The 20,995-nt window shown below is 63.4% G+C and carries 17 protein-coding genes and 1 tRNA gene; 10 read left to right on the top strand and 8 right to left on the bottom strand.

Annotated features, from left to right (window positions below):
* Nucleotides 1-243: 243 nt before the first annotated feature.
* A complete protein-coding gene (gene guaB / locus ABDX79_RS15020; RefSeq protein WP_346221118.1) occupies nucleotides 244-1,746 on the bottom strand; it encodes an IMP dehydrogenase in 1,503 nt (500 codons plus the stop codon).
* Nucleotides 1,747-2,052: 306 nt separating this feature from the next.
* Between guaB and ABDX79_RS15015 the strand changes: the two genes are divergently transcribed.
* The 3 genes from ABDX79_RS15015 (at nucleotide 2,053) to ABDX79_RS15005 (ending at nucleotide 5,315) form a co-directional block, all read left to right on the top strand.
* On the top strand, nucleotides 2,053-3,057 hold the full coding sequence (locus ABDX79_RS15015) for an adenosine kinase (protein WP_346221117.1): 1,005 nt from the start codon (nucleotides 2,053-2,055) through the stop codon (nucleotides 3,055-3,057).
* Between the two features lie 187 nt (nucleotides 3,058-3,244).
* On the top strand, nucleotides 3,245-4,189 hold the full coding sequence (mepA, locus tag ABDX79_RS15010) for a penicillin-insensitive murein endopeptidase (RefSeq protein ID WP_346221116.1): 945 nt from the start codon (nucleotides 3,245-3,247) through the stop codon (nucleotides 4,187-4,189).
* 94 nt (nucleotides 4,190-4,283) lie between these two features.
* A complete protein-coding gene (locus ABDX79_RS15005; RefSeq protein ID WP_346221115.1) occupies nucleotides 4,284-5,315 on the top strand; it encodes a glucokinase in 1,032 nt (343 codons plus the stop codon).
* Between the two features lie 106 nt (nucleotides 5,316-5,421).
* Here ABDX79_RS15005 and ABDX79_RS15000 read toward each other — a convergent pair whose 3' ends face one another.
* The 4 genes from ABDX79_RS15000 to sthA all read right to left on the bottom strand — a co-directional run bounded on the left by ABDX79_RS15000 (nucleotide 5,422) and on the right by sthA (nucleotide 9,545).
* Entirely contained in the window at nucleotides 5,422-6,612 is a 1,191-nt protein-coding gene (locus tag ABDX79_RS15000) for a D-alanyl-D-alanine carboxypeptidase/D-alanyl-D-alanine-endopeptidase (protein WP_346221114.1), read from the bottom strand.
* A 114-nt stretch (nucleotides 6,613-6,726) separates the two neighbouring features.
* Nucleotides 6,727-7,185, bottom strand: a complete 459-nt coding sequence (locus ABDX79_RS14995) for a hypothetical protein (protein ID WP_346221113.1) — start codon at nucleotides 7,183-7,185, stop codon at nucleotides 6,727-6,729.
* A gap of 70 nt (nucleotides 7,186-7,255) precedes the next feature.
* Nucleotides 7,256-7,807, bottom strand: a complete 552-nt coding sequence (locus ABDX79_RS14990; RefSeq protein ID WP_346221112.1) for a DUF922 domain-containing protein — start codon at nucleotides 7,805-7,807, stop codon at nucleotides 7,256-7,258.
* A 313-nt stretch (nucleotides 7,808-8,120) separates the two neighbouring features.
* Nucleotides 8,121-9,545 (bottom strand): Si-specific NAD(P)(+) transhydrogenase, encoded by a 1,425-nt coding sequence (gene sthA / locus ABDX79_RS14985; protein WP_346221111.1) that lies wholly within the window; start codon nucleotides 9,543-9,545, stop codon nucleotides 8,121-8,123.
* 166 nt (nucleotides 9,546-9,711) lie between these two features.
* On the opposite strand from sthA, the gene gshB reads away from it, so the two are divergent.
* Nucleotides 9,712-10,650, top strand: a complete 939-nt coding sequence (gene gshB, locus ABDX79_RS14980) for a glutathione synthase (protein ID WP_346221110.1) — start codon at nucleotides 9,712-9,714, stop codon at nucleotides 10,648-10,650.
* A gap of 200 nt (nucleotides 10,651-10,850) precedes the next feature.
* Nucleotides 10,851-12,392, top strand: a complete 1,542-nt coding sequence (locus ABDX79_RS14975; RefSeq protein WP_346221109.1) for a YifB family Mg chelatase-like AAA ATPase — start codon at nucleotides 10,851-10,853, stop codon at nucleotides 12,390-12,392.
* Nucleotides 12,393-12,675: 283 nt separating this feature from the next.
* Here ABDX79_RS14975 and pheT read toward each other — a convergent pair whose 3' ends face one another.
* Nucleotides 12,676-15,096 (bottom strand): phenylalanine--tRNA ligase subunit beta, encoded by a 2,421-nt coding sequence (gene pheT, locus ABDX79_RS14970; protein ID WP_346221108.1) that lies wholly within the window; start codon nucleotides 15,094-15,096, stop codon nucleotides 12,676-12,678.
* A 229-nt stretch (nucleotides 15,097-15,325) separates the two neighbouring features.
* On the bottom strand, nucleotides 15,326-15,820 hold the full coding sequence (locus ABDX79_RS14965) for a hypothetical protein (RefSeq protein WP_346221107.1): 495 nt from the start codon (nucleotides 15,818-15,820) through the stop codon (nucleotides 15,326-15,328).
* A 195-nt stretch (nucleotides 15,821-16,015) separates the two neighbouring features.
* On the opposite strand from ABDX79_RS14965, the gene ABDX79_RS14960 reads away from it, so the two are divergent.
* The 5 genes from ABDX79_RS14960 (at nucleotide 16,016) to ABDX79_RS14940 (ending at nucleotide 20,455) form a co-directional block, all read left to right on the top strand.
* Nucleotides 16,016-16,537 carry a L,D-transpeptidase gene (locus ABDX79_RS14960; protein WP_346221106.1) on the top strand — a complete coding sequence of 174 codons (522 nt, stop codon included), beginning with the start codon at nucleotides 16,016-16,018 and terminating at the stop codon, nucleotides 16,535-16,537.
* 287 nt (nucleotides 16,538-16,824) lie between these two features.
* Nucleotides 16,825-16,889: transfer RNA gene (locus ABDX79_RS14955), tRNA-Lys, on the top strand.
* A gap of 458 nt (nucleotides 16,890-17,347) precedes the next feature.
* Nucleotides 17,348-18,502 carry a slipin family protein gene (locus ABDX79_RS14950; RefSeq protein ID WP_346221105.1) on the top strand — a complete coding sequence of 385 codons (1,155 nt, stop codon included), beginning with the start codon at nucleotides 17,348-17,350 and terminating at the stop codon, nucleotides 18,500-18,502.
* Between the two features lie 130 nt (nucleotides 18,503-18,632).
* Complete coding sequence (locus ABDX79_RS14945; RefSeq protein WP_346221104.1) at nucleotides 18,633-19,331, top strand: DUF1007 family protein; 699 nt, start codon at nucleotides 18,633-18,635, stop codon at nucleotides 19,329-19,331.
* On the top strand, nucleotides 19,328-20,455 hold the full coding sequence (locus ABDX79_RS14940) for a nickel/cobalt transporter (protein ID WP_346221103.1): 1,128 nt from the start codon (nucleotides 19,328-19,330) through the stop codon (nucleotides 20,453-20,455). The genes ABDX79_RS14945 and ABDX79_RS14940 overlap by 4 nt, the downstream gene beginning before the upstream one ends.
* A 173-nt stretch (nucleotides 20,456-20,628) precedes the next feature.
* Here ABDX79_RS14940 and ABDX79_RS14935 read toward each other — a convergent pair whose 3' ends face one another.
* Nucleotides 20,629-20,823, bottom strand: a complete 195-nt coding sequence (locus ABDX79_RS14935) for a hypothetical protein (RefSeq protein WP_346221102.1) — start codon at nucleotides 20,821-20,823, stop codon at nucleotides 20,629-20,631.
* Nucleotides 20,824-20,995 lie beyond the last annotated feature (172 nt).

Here is a 20,995-nt window from a genome sequence, read left to right as displayed (position 1 = left end):
TTCGTCTTTCAAAACGCCGGACTTATACCGCCGGACGAATGAATTGACCCGTTGGGTCAATCCACGCCCGGCAAACGGCTCAAACGCCGCTCGGGCTGCCGACGACCCATGAAACCGATGGTCTCAAAGGTCCGCCGGTCTCATACGAAATCCGTTTGATCGCTTCGCGGTAACGGATTTGACGACGCTCAGGCGCCGCGCGGGCTTCGATAGCGTCCCCGGCTTGATCAGCCGGATACGGACTTAACCGCCTGTCGGATAGTTCGGACTTTCGCGGGTGATCGTCACGTCGTGGGCATGGCTTTCGCGCAGACCCGCATTGGAAATGCGGACGAACTCGGCCTTGTTGCGGAACTCTTCGAGGTTCTTCGCGCCCACATAACCCATGGCAGCGCGAAGCCCGCCGGTGAGCTGGTGGAGGACACCGCCAACCGGCCCCTTATAGGCGACCTGGCCCTCGATCCCTTCCGGCACCAGCTTCAGCGTGTCGCGCACTTCCGCCTGGAAGTAGCGGTCGGCCGAGCCGCGCGCCATCGCGCCGACCGAGCCCATGCCGCGATAGGCTTTGAAGGAGCGGCCCTGATAGAGATAGACCTCGCCGGGGCTTTCGTCCGTGCCGGCAAGCAGCGAGCCGACCATGGCGCCGGCCGCGCCGGCCGCGAGCGCCTTGGCAAGATCGCCGGAGAACTTGATACCGCCATCGGCGATGACCGGAACGTTCTGCTTGGCCGCTTCTTCGGCAGCGCCCATGACGGCGGCAAGCTGTGGCATGCCGACGCCCGCGACCACACGGGTCGTGCAGATGGAACCGGGACCGATGCCGACCTTCACACCGTCCGCGCCCGCATCGATCAATGCCTTGGTGCCGGACGGCGTTGCGACATTGCCGGCGATGATCTGGACGCTGTTGGAGAGCGCCTTCACCCGCGAGACCATGTCGAGCACCCGCTGGGAATGGCCATGGGCGGTGTCGATGACGAGAAGATCGACGCCGGCATCGATCAGGCGTTCGGCCCGCTCGAAACCGTCTTCGCCGACACTGGTCGCGGCCGAGGCGAGGAGACGGCCCTGGGCATCCTTCGCCGCCATCGGGTGAAGCTGCGACTTTTCGATGTCCTTCACCGTGATGAGGCCGATGCAAAAGCCCTGGTCGTCCGTGACCAGCAGCTTCTCGATCCGGTGCTGATGGAGAAGACGCTTGGCTTCCTGCTGGGTGACGCTCTCGTCGACGGTGACGAGGCCCTCCTTGGTCATCAGCTCGTGGATCGGCTGATCGTCGTCGGAGGCAAAGCGCACGTCGCGGTTCGTCAGGATGCCGACGAGCTTGCCGCGCGCCGTGCCGCCATGATTGCCCTTGTCCACCACCGGAATGCCGGAGATGCGATGCTGCGCCATCAGGGCGCGGGCGTCGCCGAGCGTCGCCTTTGGGCCGATCGTCACGGGATTGACGACCATGCCGCTTTCGAACTTCTTGACCTGCCGCACCTGCTCGGCCTGTTCGACGGGCGTGAAATTCCTGTGGATGACGCCGATGCCGCCCGCCTGGGCCACCGCGATCGCGAGCCCGGACTCCGTCACCGTGTCCATTGCGGCGGAGAGGATCGGAATGTTCAGCGCAATTTCGCGGGTGATCTTGGTTGCGACATCGACCTGGCCGGGCATGACTTCGGAATGCCCGGGCTGCAGGAGAACGTCGTCGAAGGTGAGAGCGGTGGTGCCGGTAGCGGTCTCGATGATGCGGGCCATGCCAGTCCTTTCGAAGAGCCTTAAGGACGACACGCGGGGTCTACGCGCGTGCGGTGCAAAAGGATGGCGGCATCCGCTATCATGCCTCCTTGACATTGGGAAGACAAAGAACAGTGTCAGTTCGCTTAACAAGCGTGCAGAAAGACTGTCCCGCACCATCAGCTGGACCATTCCGAAGAGCGATTACGCCCCCTCGCCTAGCCAGAGCTTTTCTCTTTCGGTATCGAGATGGCAGAACCGGGCAATCGAGACGAGCGTGGCGCCAGTACCGACGGCGACGCGCATTCGCACACAACAAGGATCTTCATGGCCAATTCCGACCTCCTGTGCATCGGCAACGCGATCGTCGACGTCATTTCCCATTGCGACGAGGACTTTCTGACGACAGAGTCCATCCAGAAGGGCGGCATGACCCTGATCGACACAGGCCGTGCCGAGCAGCTTTACGGCGCGATGCCGCCGGGAATGGAGGCATCGGGCGGAAGCGCGGCGAACACGGCCGCCTGTTTCACGAGCCTCGACGGCAAGGGCGCGTATATCGGCAAGGTCGCGGACGATCAGCTCGGCTCGATCTTCACCCACGACATCCGCTCGATCGGTATCACCTTCGAGACCGCGCCCAATAGCGGCGACGGCGAGCCCACCGCGCGCTGCCTCATCCTCGTGACGCCCGATGGCGAGCGTTCGATGAACACCTTTCTCGGCGCCTGCACCGAACTCGGCCCCGAGGACATCGACGAGGAACTCGTGAAGGGCTCGAAGATCACCTATTTCGAGGGCTATCTCTGGGACCCGCCCCGCGCCAAGGAAGCGATCGTCAAAGCTGCGAAGATCGCCCACGAGGCCGGCAACCAGGTCGCCATGAGCCTGTCGGACTCCTTCTGCGTCGAGCGTTACCGCGCCGAATTCCTCGATCTTTTGCGCTCCGGCACGGTCGATATCGTCTTTGCCAACGAGGCCGAGGCCCTGTCGCTCTACGAGACCGACAATCTCGACGACGCTCTCGACGGCCTTGGCCGCGACGCGCCCAGGCTCGCCGTCGTCACGCGCAGCGAGAAGGGCTGCATCGTGGTCGAAGGTCAGACCCGCACGGTGGTGCCGGCGCGCAAGGTGGAGAAGGTCGTCGATGCGACGGGGGCGGGCGATGCCTTCGCCGGCGGTTTCCTCAAGGGTTACATCGACGGCATGCCGAGCGAGATCTGCGGCCGCCTCGGCGTCGAATGTGCCGCGCACATCATCGAGAAGATCGGCGCGCGTCCCGCAACCCCGCTGAAGGACCTGTCCGCGATCAGGACCATGCTCGTGGCCTGAACCTTCGCAAAGCAGACTGCAGATGGGGGCCCGGATTTCGATCCGGGCCGTCATCGTTTCGACGAACCTCTTCGCCATTCCCGTTCTCAAGTGCCGCGATACCGAGGGCTCCAAGCTCTTTCCGGTTAGCCGAATTTCGGCGCGGCGAGACGGATCGACGAGGCAAAGCATGGGCGTTTCAAGGAATATGTTGGCATGGCCCAAATCGGTCGTCCTTGGCTGCGCGTTGAGCCTCTCGCCCCTGACAGCCTCGGCGGAACCCGCCGCGAAGACACTCTTCGAAACCGCCCGGTCCCCGGCGCCGCTGCCCACTGAAAGCATCGGCTTTTATTCCAAGGGCTGCCTTGCGGGCGCCGCTCAGCTTCCGGCGGACGGTGAAGCATGGCAGGCCATGCGCCTATCGCGTGACCGGCGCTGGGGGCACCCGGTCCTCGTTTCCTTCCTGAAGGATTTCGCCACCAAGGCCAAGCGCCAGGGCATCTGGCCGGGCGTTCTCTTCGGCGACATGTCCATGGCGCGGGGCGGACCGATGCCCTTCGGCCATTCCTCCCACCAGGTCGGTCTCGATGCGGATGTCTGGCTGCGGCCGCTGCCCGGTGAGCGGTTGAGCCCAGACGCGCGGGAGGATTATCCGTTCCGCTCGGTTCTGAAGGACGGCAAGCTCACCGTCGACGACACCATCTGGGACGACAGCTATCGCGATCTCATCCATCTTGCGGCGAGCGATGAACGCGTCCAGCGCATTCTCGTCCATCCCGGCATCAAGAAGAAGCTTTGCGAGACGACGCGTGGCGACCGGCGCTGGCTGAACAAGATCCGTCCCTATTACGGGCATGACTCCCATTTTCACGTCCGTCTCTTCTGCCAGCCGGGCTCGCCCAATTGCGAACCACAGCGCTCGACAGGCAGCGGCGATGGCTGCGGCGATCTCGACTGGTGGTTCGACGTCGCCTTGCAGCCGCCCCCGCCGAACGCCAAACCCTACAAGCCGAAGCCGGACCTCACCATGGCGGATCTTCCCCGTGCCTGCCAGAGAGTCCTGACAGCCGGGCCCGGCGGCGCACCGGCGCTGGCTGCTTTGACGCCCGATCTCGGCGACATCCCGCTGCCGAAACCACGCCCCGACCGCTGACGGCGAACGGAAGGCCTTGACTGGCCGTTTTACGCGCTTTGCCTTTCGGCTCGGGCCGGCTAAATGCTCGTATGATCAAAATGGGAATATCGACATGGCATCGCGGCGCCAACCAGACACGTTCCTGAAGTTTCCGATCCTGATCGGGGATATCGGCGGCACCAATGCCCGCTTCGCCATCCTGAAGGACGCCTTCGCCGAACCGAAGTTCTTCGAGATCGCCGAAACCGAGAAGTTCGAGACGATCGACGCGGCGATCCAGGCGAATGTTCTGGACCGCACGTCCATTCAGCCCAAGAGCGCGGTCCTCGCCATTGCGGGGCCGATCGACGGCGACGAGATCGATCTCACCAACTGCCACTGGGTGATCCATCCGCGGCGCATGATCGCCGATCTGGGGCTCGAAGAGGTCGTCGTCATCAACGATTTCGAGGCGCAGGCTCTCGCGATTTCCTCGCTCGGCGAGGACGCACGCGAAGAGATCGGACACGGCATCCACCGGGAGGGCGCGAGCCGCGCCGTTCTCGGCCCTGGCACGGGCCTTGGCGTTGCCGGTCTCGTGCGCGCCCGCAATATGTGGATTCCCGTTGCCGGCGAAGGCGGTCATATCGATCTCGGTGCGCGCACCGAACGCGACCGGGCGATCTGGCCGCATATCAGGACGATCGAGGGGCGCGTTTCCGGCGAACAGATCCTGTGCGGGCGCGGCCTCGTGAATCTCTATCAGGCGATCTGCAAGGCCGACGATGTGGAGCCGGTCCATGCAAAGCCCGCCGACGTGACCCAGGCGGTGGAGGCTGGAAACGATCCTCAGGCCCGCGAGGCGGTGGACCTTTTCTCGATCTATCTCGGCCGGATGGCCGGAGACGTTGCCTTGATCTTCATCGCGCGCGGCGGCGTCTATATCGCGGGCGGTATCTTCAAACGCATCATGAAGCTGGTGGACCATGGCAAGATGCGGCAGGCCTTCGAGGACAAGGCGCCCCATTCGAAGCTGATGCGCGAGATTCCGCTCTACGTCATCACCGAGCCTCAGCCGGCCCTTGCCGGCCTTGCCGCCTTCGCCCGCTCACCCCGCTTCTTCGGGCTGGAGACGACCGGCCGCCATTGGGGCAACGGGAAGTAGCTTCATGCGAGATCCGTTCGATCGCTTCGCGGCGATGGATTTCGAAATTGCCCAAGTGCCGCGCGGGCTTCGCTTCGGAGCCCGAATGAATCAGCCGGACGTCGCATCAAAAGCCGCGCTCGATCACCGAGAGAATACGGAAACGCAGCTTGCCGGTCTGGCCCGGCAGCGAGATGACGAAGGGCGCGTTGCCGTGTTCGGAGGTCTTCGCAAAGCCTGCGAGCGTGCGAACGCCCGAAAACGTGCCCGTCTTGTAGCGGGAGCCCGCGCTCGTTGCGCGTAAGAGGTCCGCATGGGGCCGGAAGTCGTCGAGCAGGCGGGCAAGGCCTCGTGCGGTGAACCGGTTCTCGCGGCTGATCCCTGATCCTTCGACCAGCTCGATGTCATCGGCAAGACCATTTTCGGCGAGACGGTCTTTTGCGACTTCGAGCGATTTTTCGAGGCTGACGGGACCGCCCTTCTCATGGGCACCCATTTCCAGGAAGATCTGGTTCGCGATATAATTGTTGGAGCCGAGCAGCATCTGCGAGACGATCTCGGACAAAGACCGCGACTGCTCGTGCACATAGACCGGCTCAAGCCCCTCCGGCACGCTCCCGATTGTCAGCGTGCCCTCCACCGTTCCGCTAGCCCGTTCGATGAAGGCTTTCAGGAGTTCGCCCGCATAAAGGAGGCTCACCTCCGGGTCCTCCTGGGCAAGGCTGATGCGCCCTCGTCCCGCTGGACCCCGCGCAAGAAACTGTTCGATCGCGAGCGGCGTGATCGGCGTCTGCTCCTCGGCCGAAGAAACCGTATCCCCGCGCCGGACGGCGTTGATGGTGTTGAAGTTCACGGCGAAGGCCGAATTGCGCGCATCATAGGCCTCGTCGGTGTCCTCGATCCCCGGTATGCGGAGATCGTCCGGATAATAGCTCGCATCGAGCATCATGCCGGCCAGCGGCTCATCGCCGACAGCTTCGACGAGCTTCGGCGCAAGAAGGGCCAGCTCCTCCGAAACCAGAAACGGATCGCCGCCGCCGCGCACATAGAGCACCCGATCCTCGTCCAGATAAAAGCGCGTCTTGAAACGATAATCGCCGCCCAGCACCTCCATCGCGAGCCAGGCGGTGACGACCTTGGCGACGGAGGCCGGCACGAAGGGCTCTTGCGTGTTCTGGTCCACCAGATCCTTGCCGTCCTCGTCCAGCACGAGCACCAGTCCCGAAGGCGCCATGGAGGCGATCCTGCCTGCGGTATCGGCGGAGGCCGGCAGGGCGAGGCAAAGAAAAGCGCAGAGGAAGGCGGGCAGCTTGGACACGGATAGCGGTTCCCGATGGCTTCGAAGCGGTCGCGGCGGTCCTCGCCATACTACAGGCATAAGGATACCGGACCAAATTCGGCGGGTCGGGACCAATCTCGTGTCCTGACCGCATCAGCGGAAGCCACACCCCCTAGCCAGCGAGCGTCCTTGAACGGTCTTAAACGACTCTGCGATGACCACGTCGGCTTCGCCGCGCCGGGGTCCGGCAAAGTACGTCCATATCCAGAAGGGCCTCGGTCGGGACGCGCCACCACTCCGATGAACAGTGACAATCCCGCAAGTGAGGGCTTCCATGTCGAAGGATCGTGCAGTCAGCCGCTCCACATGAACCGCTTGCGGTGACAGTCCGAAGATGTGCTCCCGGCTCAAGCTTCGATGGACGAGTTTCTGAGTATAATCGCGCATCCGCCTGTCGATCTTGAGGGGCTTACCGAGCTTCATGAAGGATTGCTGCTCCACGGGCTGCGCCAGAGCCGCGTCCACACCGGAGAAAGACATCGGCGTGAGAAACGCGACACTGATCGCCAGGAAGGTCCGGGATGCTCGCCCCTCCAGAAACATTCGCAGCATCGTCCGTCTCTTGTTCGATCTCTGAGCAATTACAGCCACGCGTTTTCGAGGACAGGCCTTGCAAGTTCCATTATCGGCCACGGCCCGCACGCCTCGCTCGTTTGGAAGCGGCGATCAGGCGAGTGATGCGTTTCTCCTCCAGCTCGTCGAATTCGTCCTGGGCCTTCCCATGCAACTGATGCAGACGTCTGACAATTTTGGTCGCACTCGCCCCAAGTTCCTTGCAGTTGCGATGCGCAGGAAGGGCGAGAAGTGAACTCTCCATTTTTCGAGCGAACAACTCTGCAATCTTGACGTGGAAGTCCTCGTGGATGCGCGCATATTCCGCATGCCCGTCCCACCCCTGACGAAGGTCTTTGCTCTTGGCGAAGTTCCTCTCTCGCCAGAGAGGCAAGGTGATATCTGCCTTCACCCTCAAGCGTACGCGCTTGAAGCGACACATGCCGCCGCGAAGATCCGGCTCCAGAGCGACGGGAACAAATTGGATCGACACCATGGCAAACCATTTGCCGTTGTTGGGTGCCTTGCGGGCGATATCCCGAACCAACTGGTCCGATGTTTGACCGGAAACCTCGTAATAGCTGGTCGAGACCTGCGAACGAGGGGCGACGCAGGCCGTCATCGTAAGAATGGATAGGCACGCGAGCCCACGGAGAAAATGGCGGTGGCAGGACTGTCCGCCAGAGGCGCGAAACGTGGGGACAGATCGCCCTGCTGCGAGCCGAGCAGAATTCGCCAAGTGTCCCATTCGCCTACCCCTTTGCATGACGCCATCGCGATCCTGCACGTTAAACGGTAGGCTTATCAATCCAGTGGCGCGTTATTCCTGCAAGATGTTTAACGAGCGCGCGCCGTCCTCTCTTGTCGCGGCATGCCCCGCGAACATGGTCCGCAAGCCAGCCCATGATGGCCGGAACGTTTCGCCGCCTCTCGCCCTACTCCGCCGGCATGTCGCTGACCTCGGCCACCTTCGCATCGCCCATCCGGTTATAGGCATCGAGCGCGGCGATCTTGTAGGCTTCGGCGAGCGTTGGATAGTTGAACGTGTTCTCGACGAAGTAGTCCAGCGTGCCTTTGAGATTGAGCACGGCCTGTCCGATATGGATCAGCTCCGTCGCACCCTCGCCGACGATGTGGCAGCCGAGAAGCCGGCGCGTCTTGAGGGAGAACAGCATCTTCAGCATGCCTGAATCGATGCCCATGATGTGGCCGCGCGAGGTCTCGCGCAGGCGGGCAATGCCCACCTCGTAGGGGATGTGCCGCTCGTTGACTTCCTTTTCGGACATCCCGACCGTCGAGATCTCAGGCACCGAATAGATCCCGTATGGAAAGAAGACCGGCGGTTCCTGAGCCGGTGCCCCGAGTGCATGGCAGGCGGCGATCCGGCCCTGTTCCATGGAGGTGGAGGCAAGGCTCGGAAAACCGATCACATCGCCCGCGGCATAGATATGCGGCACGGATGTCTGGAGCGTCTTCGGATCGACCGACAGGCGACCGCGATGATCGGCGGATAGACCGGCCGCCTCGAGGCCGAGACGATCTGTGGAGCCCATGCGCCCGGCGGCAAAGAGCACCATCTGCGAGCGAACCTTGCGGCTGCCTTCGAGCGAAATCTCGCAGCCATCGCCCTCGCGCGTGACCGCCTCCACCTTCTGGCCGAACCGCATGGCCACGCCCCGATCCCTCAGATCGTAAGTGAAATCGTCGAGAATATCCTCGTCGATGAAGTCGAGCATGGTCTGGCGCGGCTCGACCAGTGTCACTTTCACATCCAGCGAATTGAAGATCGAGGCGTATTCGACGCCGATCACGCCGGCTCCGATGACGGCCATGGAGCGCGGCAGTTCGGGCAGCTCCAGAATTTCGTCGCTGTCGAAGATGCGCTCCCCATCGAAGGGGATGTAGTCCGGCCGGAAAGGCTGCGTTCCGACCGCGATCATGAAGCTGTCGGCGGAAAAGTGCTTGATGTCGCCGGTTTCCGATTCGACCTCCACCGTGTGCGGATCGACGAAGCGGGCTTCGCCGCGAAGCGTCGTGACCTTGTTGCGCGCGAACTGGTGTTCGAGCACCTCGACCTCATGGGTCAGGGTCTTGTGCAGCCGCTCGCGCAGATCGCCGGCGGTGATGTCCTTCTTGACCCGGTAGGAGCGACCATAAAAGCCCCGCTCGCGCCAACCGGAGAGATTGAGCGCCGTCTCGCGGATCGTCTTCGACGGGATCGTGCCGGTATGCACCGAAACGCCGCCGACGCGCCGGCCCCGCTCCACGACCAGAACGCTGCGATCAAGCTTGGCAGCCTGGATCGCCGCCCGGCGGCCGGACGGCCCGCTGCCGATCACCAGAAGATCGAAATGGTCCACGTGTTTCCCCTCAGGATCCTGCGCCAGTTCCTCCCGCGCGCGACCTTCCAATGCCGGGCACACAATTACAAGAGTGAGGGCGGCGCGCACGCCAAAGCCATTGCCACGGCGCGCGGACCACCTTACCTCGGCGATCGAACCAACAATGGCCGAAAGGGAACAGGACATGGGTCTCAAAGTCGCCGTCCAGATGGACCATGTGTCCTCCATTCATATCCGTGGCGACTCGACCTTCGCCATCGGCCTCGAAGCCCAGAAGCGCGGGCACGAGCTCTGGCACTACACGCCCGACCGGCTTTCCATGCGCGGCAGTGCCGTCACGGCGCGAGCCGAACGCATGGAGCTGCGCGAGGTCGAAGGGGACCACTTCACGCTCGGCGAGAGCGAGAAGATCGACCTTGCCGAGATGGACGTTGTCTTGTTGCGGCAGGACCCGCCCTTCGACATGAACTACATCACGTCGACCCATCTTCTGGAGCGGGTTCACCCGAAGACCCTCGTGGTCAACGATCCGGCCTCGGTCCGCAACGCGCCGGAAAAGATCTTCGTCACCGAATTCCCGGATCTCATGCCGGAGACCCTGATCACCAAGGATATCGAGGAGGTGAAAGCCTTCCGCGCCGAATTCGGCGAGATGATCATGAAGCCGCTCTACGGCAACGGAGGCGCTGGCGTCTTCCACATCACGAAAGAGGACAAGAACCTCTCCTCCTTCATGGAGATGTTCGGCATGCTCTACCGCGAGCCCTTCATCTGCCAACGCTACCTGCCGAACGTGCGAAAGGGCGACAAGCGCATCATCCTGATCGACGGCGAGATCGCCGGTGCCATCAACCGTGTGCCGGCCGAGACGGACACACGCTCCAACATGCATGTCGGCGGGCGGGCCGAGCCGACGGAGCTGACCGAGCGCGAACGCGAGATCTGTGCACGCATCGCCCCGGCCCTCAAGGAGCGCGGCCTGATCTTCGTCGGCATCGACGTGATCGGCGATGTGATGACCGAGATCAACGTCACCTCCCCCACTGGCATTCGCGAGGTGAAGCGCTTCGGCGGCGCCGATATCGCGGCCCTCTTATGGGATGCGATCGAAGCACGCCTCTAGACCCGGTCCCGGCTCCGGCGGAGCCACCGGCGTGAAACGGCAAGACAACGGACAAGACGAGGCAACTCGGCAAATCCAACCATCCGCTGGTTTGGCGCCGTCTTTGTTCTTGTTTTATTCCTTTGACTATGCTTACCTGACGTCGCATAGGCGCGACTTCTTGAATTCTGAGACGCGTCGCTTGGCTCAGGAGTTTCGTCATGGTCGCTCGCGTGAAGACCGTCGCATTCCAGGGAATCGAAGCCCGGCCGGTGGATGTCCAGGTCATGGTCGCGCCGGGCAAGATGGGCATCCAGATCGTCGGCCTGCCGGACAAGGCCGTCGCCGAAAGCCGCGAGCGCGTTCAGGCCGCAATCCATGCCTCTGGCCTCGCGATGCCGCCCAAGCGGGTCACAGTCAATCTGGCGCCGGCGGATCTGCCGAAGGAGGGCAGCCATTACGACCTCCCGATCGCGCTTGGCCTGATGGCCGCGCTCGGTGCGATCCCGGCCGATGCGATCGCCGATTTCATGGTTCTCGGTGAACTCTCCCTCGACGGCGCGATCACTTCGGTGACCGGCGTTCTACCGGCCGCCATGGGCGCCAACGGTCTCGGCCTCGGGCTTATCTGTCCCGCCGAATGCGGCCCCGAGGCAGCCTGGGCCGACCCGGATATGACGATCGTCGCGGCGCGAAGTCTCATTCAGATCGCGAACCATTTCCGGGGAACCCAGGTCATTTCCCGGCCGGAGCCTGCCGTGCGCGCCCTGCCCGCCAATCTCCCCGATCTGGCCGAGATCAAGGGCCAGATCGTCGCCAAGCGCGCGCTCGAGATCGCCGCCGCCGGTGGACATAATCTTTTGATGGTCGGGCCGCCTGGCTCGGGCAAGTCGATGCTCGCCCAGCGGCTTCCCTCGATTCTGCCTCCCCTCGGTGCGCGCGAACTCCTCGAATGTTCGATGATCGACTCGATTGCGGGCGAACTCTCAGGGGGCAAACTGTCCGACCGCCGCCCGTTCCGCGCGCCCCATCATTCGGCCTCCATGGCCGCGATGGTTGGCGGAGGCCTGCGCGCGAAACCCGGCGAGGTCTCGCTTGCCCATCGCGGCGTTCTGTTTCTCGACGAGTTTCCCGAGTTCAGCCCGGTCGTTCTGGACTCCCTGCGCCAGCCCCTCGAAGCGGGCGAGAGCGTCATCGCAAGGGCCAATCACCGGGTGACCTATCCGGCAAAGATGCAGCTCATCGCGGCGATGAACCCCTGCCGCTGCGGGATGGCAGGCGAACCCGGCCATACATGCGCGCGCGGCGCGAAATGCGCCTCGGATTATCAGGCCCGTATTTCGGGGCCGCTGCTCGACCGGATCGACCTGCGCGTCGATGTCCCGGCCGTCACGGCAAGCGATCTCATCCGGCCCCATGCCGCCGGAACGGCTGAGACATCTGAAACCGTGAAGGCGCGTGTCATTCAGGCGCGCAGCCTCCAGGCGGAGCGCTATGCAAGCCTTGGTCTTCCCACGGAGACGGTCAATGCCCATTGCTCCGCGTCCATGATCGAAACGATCGCCGAGCCCGATGCAGGTGGACGCCAGCTTCTCAATGATGCAGCCGAACAGATGAAATTCTCGGCTCGCGCCTATCACCGTATCCTGAAGGTGGCGCGGACGCTCGCCGATCTCGAAGGAAGCGAGAGGGTTCGCCGTGTTCATCTCGCCGAGGCGATCTCATACCGCGTGGCGGGCGAGCGGCTGCCGATCGCGGCATAGAACGCAATAATACCGCCGGACGAATGAATTGACCCGTTGGGTCAATCCACGCCCGGCAAACGGCTCAAACGCCGCTCGGGCTGCCGACGACCCATGAAACCGATGGTTTCAAAGGTCCGCCGGTATAATGCATAAACGGCGGCGATCGCATGGCGTTTCGGATCGCGTCTTGTTGTGGCACGCGGAAGACCTGAAGCAATCAGGCGAACCGGACGCCGCCTTCCGCGCAAAGCCATCACGTGGCCCGCCCGTTACCGGAGCGCGCCACGGATATTCCCTTCAATCAGGAGCGCAGCGTGCCGCCGGTCGCCTTTTCGACATTGGCGACGATCTTGTTCGACACCGCCTCAAGGTCTTCTTCGGTCAGCGTGCGCTCCACCGGCTGAAGCGCGACCTCGATCGCGACCGATTTCTTGCCCTCGCCGAGCGCGCCACCGGTGAAGATATCGAAGACCCGGACTTCGTTGATCAGCGTCTTGTCGGCCCCGCCTGCCGCCTTGACGATCGCTTCGGCCTCTACATCGTTCCCGACGACGAAGGCGAAATCCCGTCGCACCGGCTGCAGTGTCGAAATGTTGAGAATCGGCTTGGTACGGGTCGCCTTGCGCTTTTGCGCCGGAAGTGCGTCGAGAAACACCTCGAAGCCGCAATGGGGCCCGGCAGCGCCCAGCTTTTTCAAAACCTTCGGATGGAATTCGCCGAATTCCGCCAGAACCACCTTGGGACCGAGCTTCAACCGCCCGGACCGGCCGGGATGATACCATTCGCTGGTCTCGCGATCGATCATCAGCCGGTCGACGGGCGCACCCGCTGCCTCCAGAACGGCAAGGGCATCGGCCTTCGCGTCGTAGATCGAAACGGCATCGGCCGCGCCGTTCCAGTCCCGCCCGGGCCCTTCGAGACCGGCCGTTCCTCGGCGCAAACCGCCGGCGACCCGTTTCTGATCGCCGGGCGTATCGCCCCGATAGGTCCCGGCCACTTCGAAGATCGCCGTGTCGCCGTAGCCGCGCGCGGCATTGCGCGCGGCCGCCGAAATTAGGCCCGGCAGCAGGGAGGGCCGCATGTCGGACATATCCGCCGAGATCGGATTGGTCAGTCTCAGCGCGTTATGGCCGCCACCAAAGGCTTCGGCATGATCGCGCGGGATGAAGCTGTAATTGACAGCCTCCACCATGCCGCGCGCAGCAAGTGCCCTGCGTGCGGCCCGGTCGCGGGTCTGCGCCAGGGTGAGGATGCGGGTGTTGACGGACCCGGTGGCAGGCAGGGGCTGCGGCGCGATCTCGTCGACGCCCACGATCCGCATCACCTCTTCCACGAGATCGGCCTTGCCGTCGACATCCGGGCGCCATGTCGGCACGCTCACCAGGATCTGTCCGTCATCGTCGCCGGCCTCGACATCAAAGCCGAGGGCTTCGAGAATGGCGCGCTGGCGCTCGGGCTCGACTTCGAGCCCCGTCAGGCGGCGCACTTCGGTATAGGGGAAGGCGATCATCGGCATTGCGACCGGCGCGACGGCCTCGACGACACGTTCGGAGGCTTCGCCGCCGCAGATGTCGAGAACAAGCTTGGTCGCGAGATCAAGGCCCGTTTCCATCTCGGCCGGATCGACACCGCGCTCGAAGCGATAGCGCGCATCCGTGACGATGCCGAGGGAGCGGCCGGTGCGCGCCGTCGCAAGCGGGTCCCACAAGGCGGATTCGATCAGCACCTCGGTGGTCGTCTCGTCGCAGCCGGAGGCTTCGCCGCCCATGATGCCGGCAATCGACTCCACGCCGTTTTCGTCGGCGATAACGCAGACGGTCTCGTCAAGCTCATAGGTGCGCTCGTCGAGCGCCAGCAATTTCTCACTCGCCCGTGCCTGTCGAACGGTGAGATTGCCCTGCACCTTCTTAGCGTCGAACACATGCAGCGGCCGGGCGCGATCGAAGGTAACGTAATTCGTGATGTCGACGAGGGCGTTGATCGGGCGAAGGCCGATCGCCTTCAGCCGTTTCTGCATCCAGTCCGGCGAGGCGCCGTTCGCAACGCCCGAAACCTTACGAAGAGCAAAGCCGCGACAAACCTCGGTTTCCACGCTGACAGAGACGGGACAAGCGCCCGAACCTTCGATCCGCTCGATCGGCGGGGTTTTCACGGTGCCGAGACCGGAGGCGGCGAGATCGCGCGCGATCCCGGCGACACCCATCGCATCGGGATGGTTGGGCGTCAGATTGATCTCGATCACAGGGTCGGCGAGTTCGGCATAATCGGCATAGCGCGCGCCCACCGGCGCGTCCGCAGGCAGGTCGATGATGCCGTCATGCTCTTCGGAAAGCTCGAGCTCGCGCTCCGAACACATCATGCCGAAGCTTTCCACGCCGCGGATCTTGCCGACGCCGAGGGTCGTGTCGAGGCCCGGCACATAGTCGCCCGGCCGGCCAAGAACGCCGACCAGTCCTTCGCGTGCATTCGGCGCACCGCAGACCACCTGGAGCGGCTTGCCGTCGTTCACCTCGGGGCCCGCATCGACCATGAGGACGCGCAGCATGTCGGCATCGGGATGCGGCTCGGCGGAAACGACCCTTGCGATCCGGAATGCGTTGAACACCGCGCGATCGTCGACATGTTCGACCTCGAGACCGATCGCCGTCAGGCGCTCGCAGATCTCTTCCAGCGTTGCATCGGTCTGAAGATGATCCTTCAGCCAGGACAGGGTGAACTTCATCGGGTCTGATCCCACAGAATGAATTCGGCGCGCAGCTTTACCGCGCAGGACGTGTCGCGACGAGACGGGTCGATGGGTCAAGCGCCGCCGCTTTTGGAAGATCACCTGGTTCAGGACGATCGGGACGATGTCGGCGCCTGCCTCGAACCCTACGGCGTCGGCGACGCTTACGCACTAGAACAGGGGACTAAACAGAAGCAAGACGCCAGAGCGTTTCAGCCCGCCCTCTTCAATCCTTGGAGCGAGAGACATCGCCTGCCCCGGCATCCTTATCGTGTGCGCGCTTATCGTGTGCGCGATCGCGATGATGCAGCGAACCGCTATCGGCCGAGCCCGTCATATCGCTTGCCACCTGCCGGACCGCTGCATTGGCGTGAACGAAGCGATAAGTGAGAAGTGCGACCGCCGAAAACAGCAGCGTCATGAAGATGAGCACCAGGGTCGACTGGTTGTTCGCAAAGGCGAGGCCGAAAAACACCCATGTGATGATCGTTCCGGCAAGAATGCTCGCAAGCGCGGCCGGCGTCGTGGGAAGCTTGCGATAGATGAGCGAAAAGATGATCACCGTCGCAAGAGCCACGATCCAGCGGCCCGGCGACACGAAGAGATCGAAGAAGCTCTCGTCGAAGAAGAGCGCCGACACCGCATCGAAGACGAGTTTGCCGATGATCGTGCCCGACAGAACGGCAATGACTTCGAGGGCAAGCGAGCGCGGATTCATCAAGGGGCGGCCTTTTCTAGCTGACGGTCACAGAGGAATGACCCGCGAGGGTATCATGTTCCGAGCGGGCGAGCATCGGGCCGCACCCGACGCCGATTGATGCGGAATCGTCACGAGCGCGATTTTCCTCGACGAACGGTGCTTCGAGGTGCCCGTCGATTAACACAAGTTCCACGCAAGCTTGATAGGGATGCGGCCATGATCAAGCTGCCTCGCCTCGCCCTTATATCAACTCTCGCCCTTGTCCTTTCGACGCCTACGCATGCGGCGATCGACACGCTCGAGGCGCGACCGGAGATCGCCTTCCAGGCGGAGGCCGATCCCGGAACGATCATTGTCAAGACGTCGGAGCGCAAGCTCTATCTCGTCACGGCGCCCGGCAAAGCCATGGTCTACGAGATCGCGGTCGGCAAGCCGAGCGAACAGTGGTTCGGCAAGAGCTGGGTCTCGCGCAAGCGCCGCGCGCCCACCTGGATCCCGACGCCGTCCATGCGGGAAAGAAATCCGCGCCTTCCCCAGTCGATCGGACCGGGGCCGAGCAATCCGCTTGGCGAGCGCGCCATCAATCTCGGCTGGGGCGCCTATCGCATCCACGGAACGAACAAGCCGCGCTCCATCGGCAGCGCGGCCTCGGCGGGCTGCTTCCGCATGCGGAACGCCGATGTGAAGGATCTCTTCGAGCGCGTCCATGTGGGCGCCGAGGTGCGCGTCCTCCGCTGAGCGATGCGGCGCTCACCGGCGGTCTTTTTAGAGCAATTGCAGAAAATTTTACTTCTGCGGGTTGCAGCTCGCGGAAAGCCGGCTTATAGGCGCTCTCCCGGTCGTCGGATCGGGGGTGGGTGGCAACGGTTCGGGCCTCTTCATGGCCCGCCCGCGCGGGGGCGCTCTGCGCTTTTTTCGTGTACGGCCGACATCCCCGGAGGACCGGATTCGGAAATTGCCCGCCAGGTGAGTGCGCCGGACATGTGCCGGGACGCAAGCATCAGGGTCTCGTTTTTCCGAGCACTGGATAGCTCAGTGGGTAGAGTAACGAACCTTTAATTCGTCTGTCGCGGGTTCGACTCCCGCTCCAAAACGCTAACGTGAAACTCAGCACTGGCTTACGACGCCAGCCGCCTGCAACGCGGTCTTTCATCAAGGACCCGAAGGATGGTTTGCGAAAGGCAGGACGGAACGGGCTCAGCTCCAAGGGAGATGGGCCCCGCCCGAAATGCCGGACGCCATGGTCGCAGAGGCCGAACGCCGGCGATGGCCGGGCCGCGCATTGCGCCGCAAGGCAGTGTTTTCGAACGCTGCCAAGCCGCCTTTCGCGCCGCTCGCGTCCTCTCGCCGCCGGTTCCGCCGCGCGTCATGTCCATCCTTCGGTGTTCCGAACGATTTTCGCGAGCTTCGATGAAGACGCCCGCCCTCGCGACCTGCCGCGGGACGCAATTCGGTTCGCTGCGCGAGCCGATGAAACCGGCCCTTCGGGGCCAAACGAAAAAACGAAAGGAGGCCGCGTGACATAGGTTGCGACGGAAGGTGAGAGACATGTTGAAGACGCTATTTCAGCGGCTGATTGGCCGCAGGCGCGTGACGGTGATGGAGAACCAGCGCGCGCTCTACTTCGAGAACGGACAGCTCGAAGCGATCCTGACGCCCGGTCGGCACTTTGTGCTTTCTGCAAGCGATCGCGTCGAATTCGATTGGCATGACATCACGGCGCTCGACTTCAAGTCGCGCTACGAGAGCGTGCTCTTCGACCGCCTGCCGGACGAAGCTTCGCGTCATCTCACCGTCTTTCGGACCGATGCGCACGAGGTCGCCATCATCGAACGGGACGGCATGGTCGCGGGCGTGATGGGCCCCGATACGCGCCGGATCGTCTGGACCGCGGCAGGCCCGTGGACCGCGACGCCCATCGACGTCTCGCAGATGCCGGCCATCCAGCCGAAGCTGATGCGGCGGCTCGCCATGGCCGGACGGAGCGCCATCGCGTTCGTCACCATGGCGGATGTGCCGGAAGGCCATGCCGGCCTTCTGTTCGTCGATGGGGCGCTGGCGCACCGGCTTTCGCCCGGCGCCCATGCCTACTGGACGCCGGGCCGGCAGGTTCGCCTGAAGCTCGTCGATCTTCGGCTGATGCCGCTCGAAGTCTCGGGGCAGGAAATCCTGACGCGGGACAAGGTGTCGGTGCGGGTCAACATCGCCGCTCAATACCGGGTCACCGATCCGGTGCTCGCGGTGACGATGGTGCCGGATTTCGGACAGGCGCTCTACGGCGCGCTGCAGCAGGCGTTTCGGCGCATGCTCGGCGGCGAGACGCTGGACGCACTTCTCGAGCGCAAGAGCGCGCTCGACGAGGAGCTGACGGCCGAAGTTCGCACCGCCATGACTGCGATCGGTATCGAGGTGGCCGCTATTTCGCTGAAGGATGTGATCCTGCCCGGCGAAATGCGCGCGATCCTCAACCGTGTCGTCGCGGCGGAGAAGGAGGCGGAAGCCAACGTCATCCGCCGGCGTGAGGAAACGAACGCCACGCGCTCGCTGCTCAACACGGCCAAGGTCATGGCGGAAAACCCGGTCATGCTGAGGCTGAAGGAGCTTGAAGAGCTGGAGACGATCGCGGGCCGTGTGGAACGTCTGACGATCCACAACGGCGCGGAAGGCCTGATGAATGGTCTCGTCCACCTGCAGGACGCGTGACACATCCAACACGATAAACCCCGGCGGAGCGATCCGCCGGGGTTTATCGCGATTCCATCGGCCCAATTCGAATGTCGTCCCCCAAACTTCGGCCATTCTTTTCCGGCACAGCACGTCGGATGGGGATCATTTGCAGACGATCGGGGGATCGATGGGAGCACTTTCGCGACTGACGGCTCTAGCGGTTTCGGGCCTTGCCGCTTCGCTCGGTGCCGCGCCTGCGCTCGCCCATCCCCACGTCTTCGTCGAATCCAATGTCGAGATCGTCGGAAACGACGCGGGCCAATTCACCGCGCTCCGCAATGTCTGGCGCATGGACGAACTCTTCTCGTCCTCGGTCGTCTTCGATTTCGACGCCAATGCCAACGGCACGCTCGACCCGGAAGAACTCGATGCCGTGGGCGAGACGATCCGCCGCTCCATCGCCGAATGGGGCTATTACACCTTCGCCGAACTCGGCGACCGCGACGTGAAGTTCACCGAACCGGACAAGATCCACGCGCTGTTCGAGGACGGCCAGCTCATTCTCTTCTTCGAGATGCCGGTCGCCGAAACGATCGATCTGAGGACCCAGCCGATCAAGGTGTCCAATTTCGACGAAAGCTTCTTCGTCGCCTTCGACTTCAAGGATGTCGACGCCTTCAAGCTGATCGGCCTGCCGGACGGCTGCCGAAAGACCCTCAACGTGCCCGACGAAGACGCCGCCGCCCAGCAATGGATGGACAGCATTGCCAATCTCGCGCCGGACGAAGAAGTCGGCGAGGAGGGCAGCCAGTTCGCCGATGTCATGGCAACACGTCTCGAAGCCAGCTGCGGAGCCCAGAGTTGAGACCCAATCCATTTCTGCGCGTTCTCGGCGGCGGATGTCTCGCCGCGCTCGTCATCGTCGCCGATGCGTCTGCGAGATCCTCCCTCGGCATCGGCACGGCCGATACCACGGCGCCGGTCGGCGACGGCCTCTTTTCCGGCGTCTTCACCCAGATCGCCATCTGGCAGCGCGACTTCTTCTCCGCGCTTCGCCACGCGCTGGTCGGCCTGAAAAGCGAAGACGGCGCGCTCGTCTATCTCGTCGGCCTGTCGCTCGCCTATGGCGTCTTCCATGCGGCGGGGCCGGGCCACGGCAAGGCGGTCATTTCGGCCTATATGCTGGCGAGCCGGGCGCAGCTGAAGCGCGGCATCCTCCTGTCTTTCGTGTCCTCCACCGTTCAGGGCCTGACGGCGGTCATCGTCGTCGGCATCGGGTGGTATCTGCTTCGCGGCACCGACGTTTCGATGACGGATGCGACGAACAGCGCGGAGATCGCCTCCTATGTCCTTGTCCTGCTGGTCGGGCTCTATCTTCTCTTAAAGGCCGTCCGGAAGCTCGCCCGCGATCCGTTCGCCGCATCGCTTGCACGGCGCGGCTTTGCGCCGATCCAGCGCCTTGTGAAACGCGAGCCCGCACCCGGTCTTTCCCTCGCCTTTTCCAATGCAGGCACGGCCGATTGGCGCGAGCCGGATCGCCCAGCGTCGTCCGGTTCTTCAAGCTTTGCAGCGGCCGAAGGCTTCGACAGCGGCACGGTATGTGTGGAAAGCCCGGGAGACTGCGACTGCGGCCGCGCGCACATGCCTGCGCCCGATACGGTCTCACAGCCGCTGACCTTGCGGTCCGGCCTTGCCGCGGTCTTCGCGGTCGGGCTTCGGCCGTGCACGGGCGCGATCGTCGTTCTCACCTTCGCGCTGCTGAACGAGCTTTACGCCGGCGGAGTCCTCTCCGTCTTTGCCATGTCGATCGGCACGGCGACGACCGTTTCGGTGATCGCGACGGTGACGGTGCTCGGTCGCGGCGGGCTGGAACGGATCGGCCGGAAGACACGCTTTGCCGCAATCGTCGGGCGGAGCCTCGAAATCGCCGGCGCCCTTGCCCTGACGCTCGTCGGTATCGGCCTCCTCGGGGGAGCGCTCGCGGGTTAGAAGCGGCCGCTTTTAACCCCGAGCCTTCGAGCCCGAACGAGAACCATAGCGTTTCTCATACCGCCGGACGAATGAATTGACCCGTCGGGTCAATCCACGCCCGGCAAACGGCTCAAACGCCGCTCGGGCTGCCGACGACCCATGAAACCGATGGTTTCAAAGGTCCGCCGGTATCAGCCCCCGAAGGCTGCGAGTGCGGCATCAATGGCCATGGGCACGAGCACGAGGCCCATCGGCGCGAAACACAACAGCAGGACATTGAAGACGACGACCCCCAACACGGCCTTGTCGGAGCGCGAAAGCGACGGCCTTGGGGGCTGTCTGGCAGGTTCAGGTGGATGCCACTCGTTCTTTTCGTCCAGAAACATAGCGATCCGCTTTCTCTGAAGCACCTGACCCGAGATCGAAACCTTGAGTCTCTCGGCTCCTGTCTGATGATTTGGCATCGGACGGCCCGAAAATCGGCCTTCAACGTTTCGATCCGATACTGAGGGTCCCATAAAAACAGGGACTTGTCCTGACATCATATCGGCTGCGCAG

Origin of the sequence: Fulvimarina fulva, from assembly GCF_039652615.1 — a bacterium.
In the GTDB taxonomy this organism is placed as follows: Bacteria; Pseudomonadota; Alphaproteobacteria; order Rhizobiales; family Rhizobiaceae; genus Fulvimarina.
Note: the sequence above shows the minus strand (reverse complement) of the source record. Positions and strands in the feature narration are given on the sequence as shown.

Coding starts and splice junctions, on each gene's coding strand:
- guaB (WP_346221118.1), bottom strand. CDS start 1,746: ATGGCCCGCATCATCGAGACCGCTACCGGCACCACCGCTCTCACCTTC.
- ABDX79_RS15015 (WP_346221117.1), top strand. CDS start 2,053: ATGGCCAATTCCGACCTCCTGTGCATCGGCAACGCGATCGTCGACGTC.
- mepA (WP_346221116.1), top strand. CDS start 3,245: ATGTTGGCATGGCCCAAATCGGTCGTCCTTGGCTGCGCGTTGAGCCTC.
- ABDX79_RS15005 (WP_346221115.1), top strand. CDS start 4,284: ATGGCATCGCGGCGCCAACCAGACACGTTCCTGAAGTTTCCGATCCTG.
- ABDX79_RS14995 (WP_346221113.1), bottom strand. CDS start 7,185: ATGCTGCGAATGTTTCTGGAGGGGCGAGCATCCCGGACCTTCCTGGCG.
- ABDX79_RS14990 (WP_346221112.1), bottom strand. CDS start 7,807: ATGACGGCCTGCGTCGCCCCTCGTTCGCAGGTCTCGACCAGCTATTAC.
- gshB (WP_346221110.1), top strand. CDS start 9,712: ATGGGTCTCAAAGTCGCCGTCCAGATGGACCATGTGTCCTCCATTCAT.
- ABDX79_RS14975 (WP_346221109.1), top strand. CDS start 10,851: ATGGTCGCTCGCGTGAAGACCGTCGCATTCCAGGGAATCGAAGCCCGG.
- pheT (WP_346221108.1), bottom strand. CDS start 15,096: ATGAAGTTCACCCTGTCCTGGCTGAAGGATCATCTTCAGACCGATGCA.
- ABDX79_RS14960 (WP_346221106.1), top strand. CDS start 16,016: ATGATCAAGCTGCCTCGCCTCGCCCTTATATCAACTCTCGCCCTTGTC.
- ABDX79_RS14950 (WP_346221105.1), top strand. CDS start 17,348: ATGTTGAAGACGCTATTTCAGCGGCTGATTGGCCGCAGGCGCGTGACG.
- ABDX79_RS14935 (WP_346221102.1), bottom strand. CDS start 20,823: ATGTTTCTGGACGAAAAGAACGAGTGGCATCCACCTGAACCTGCCAGA.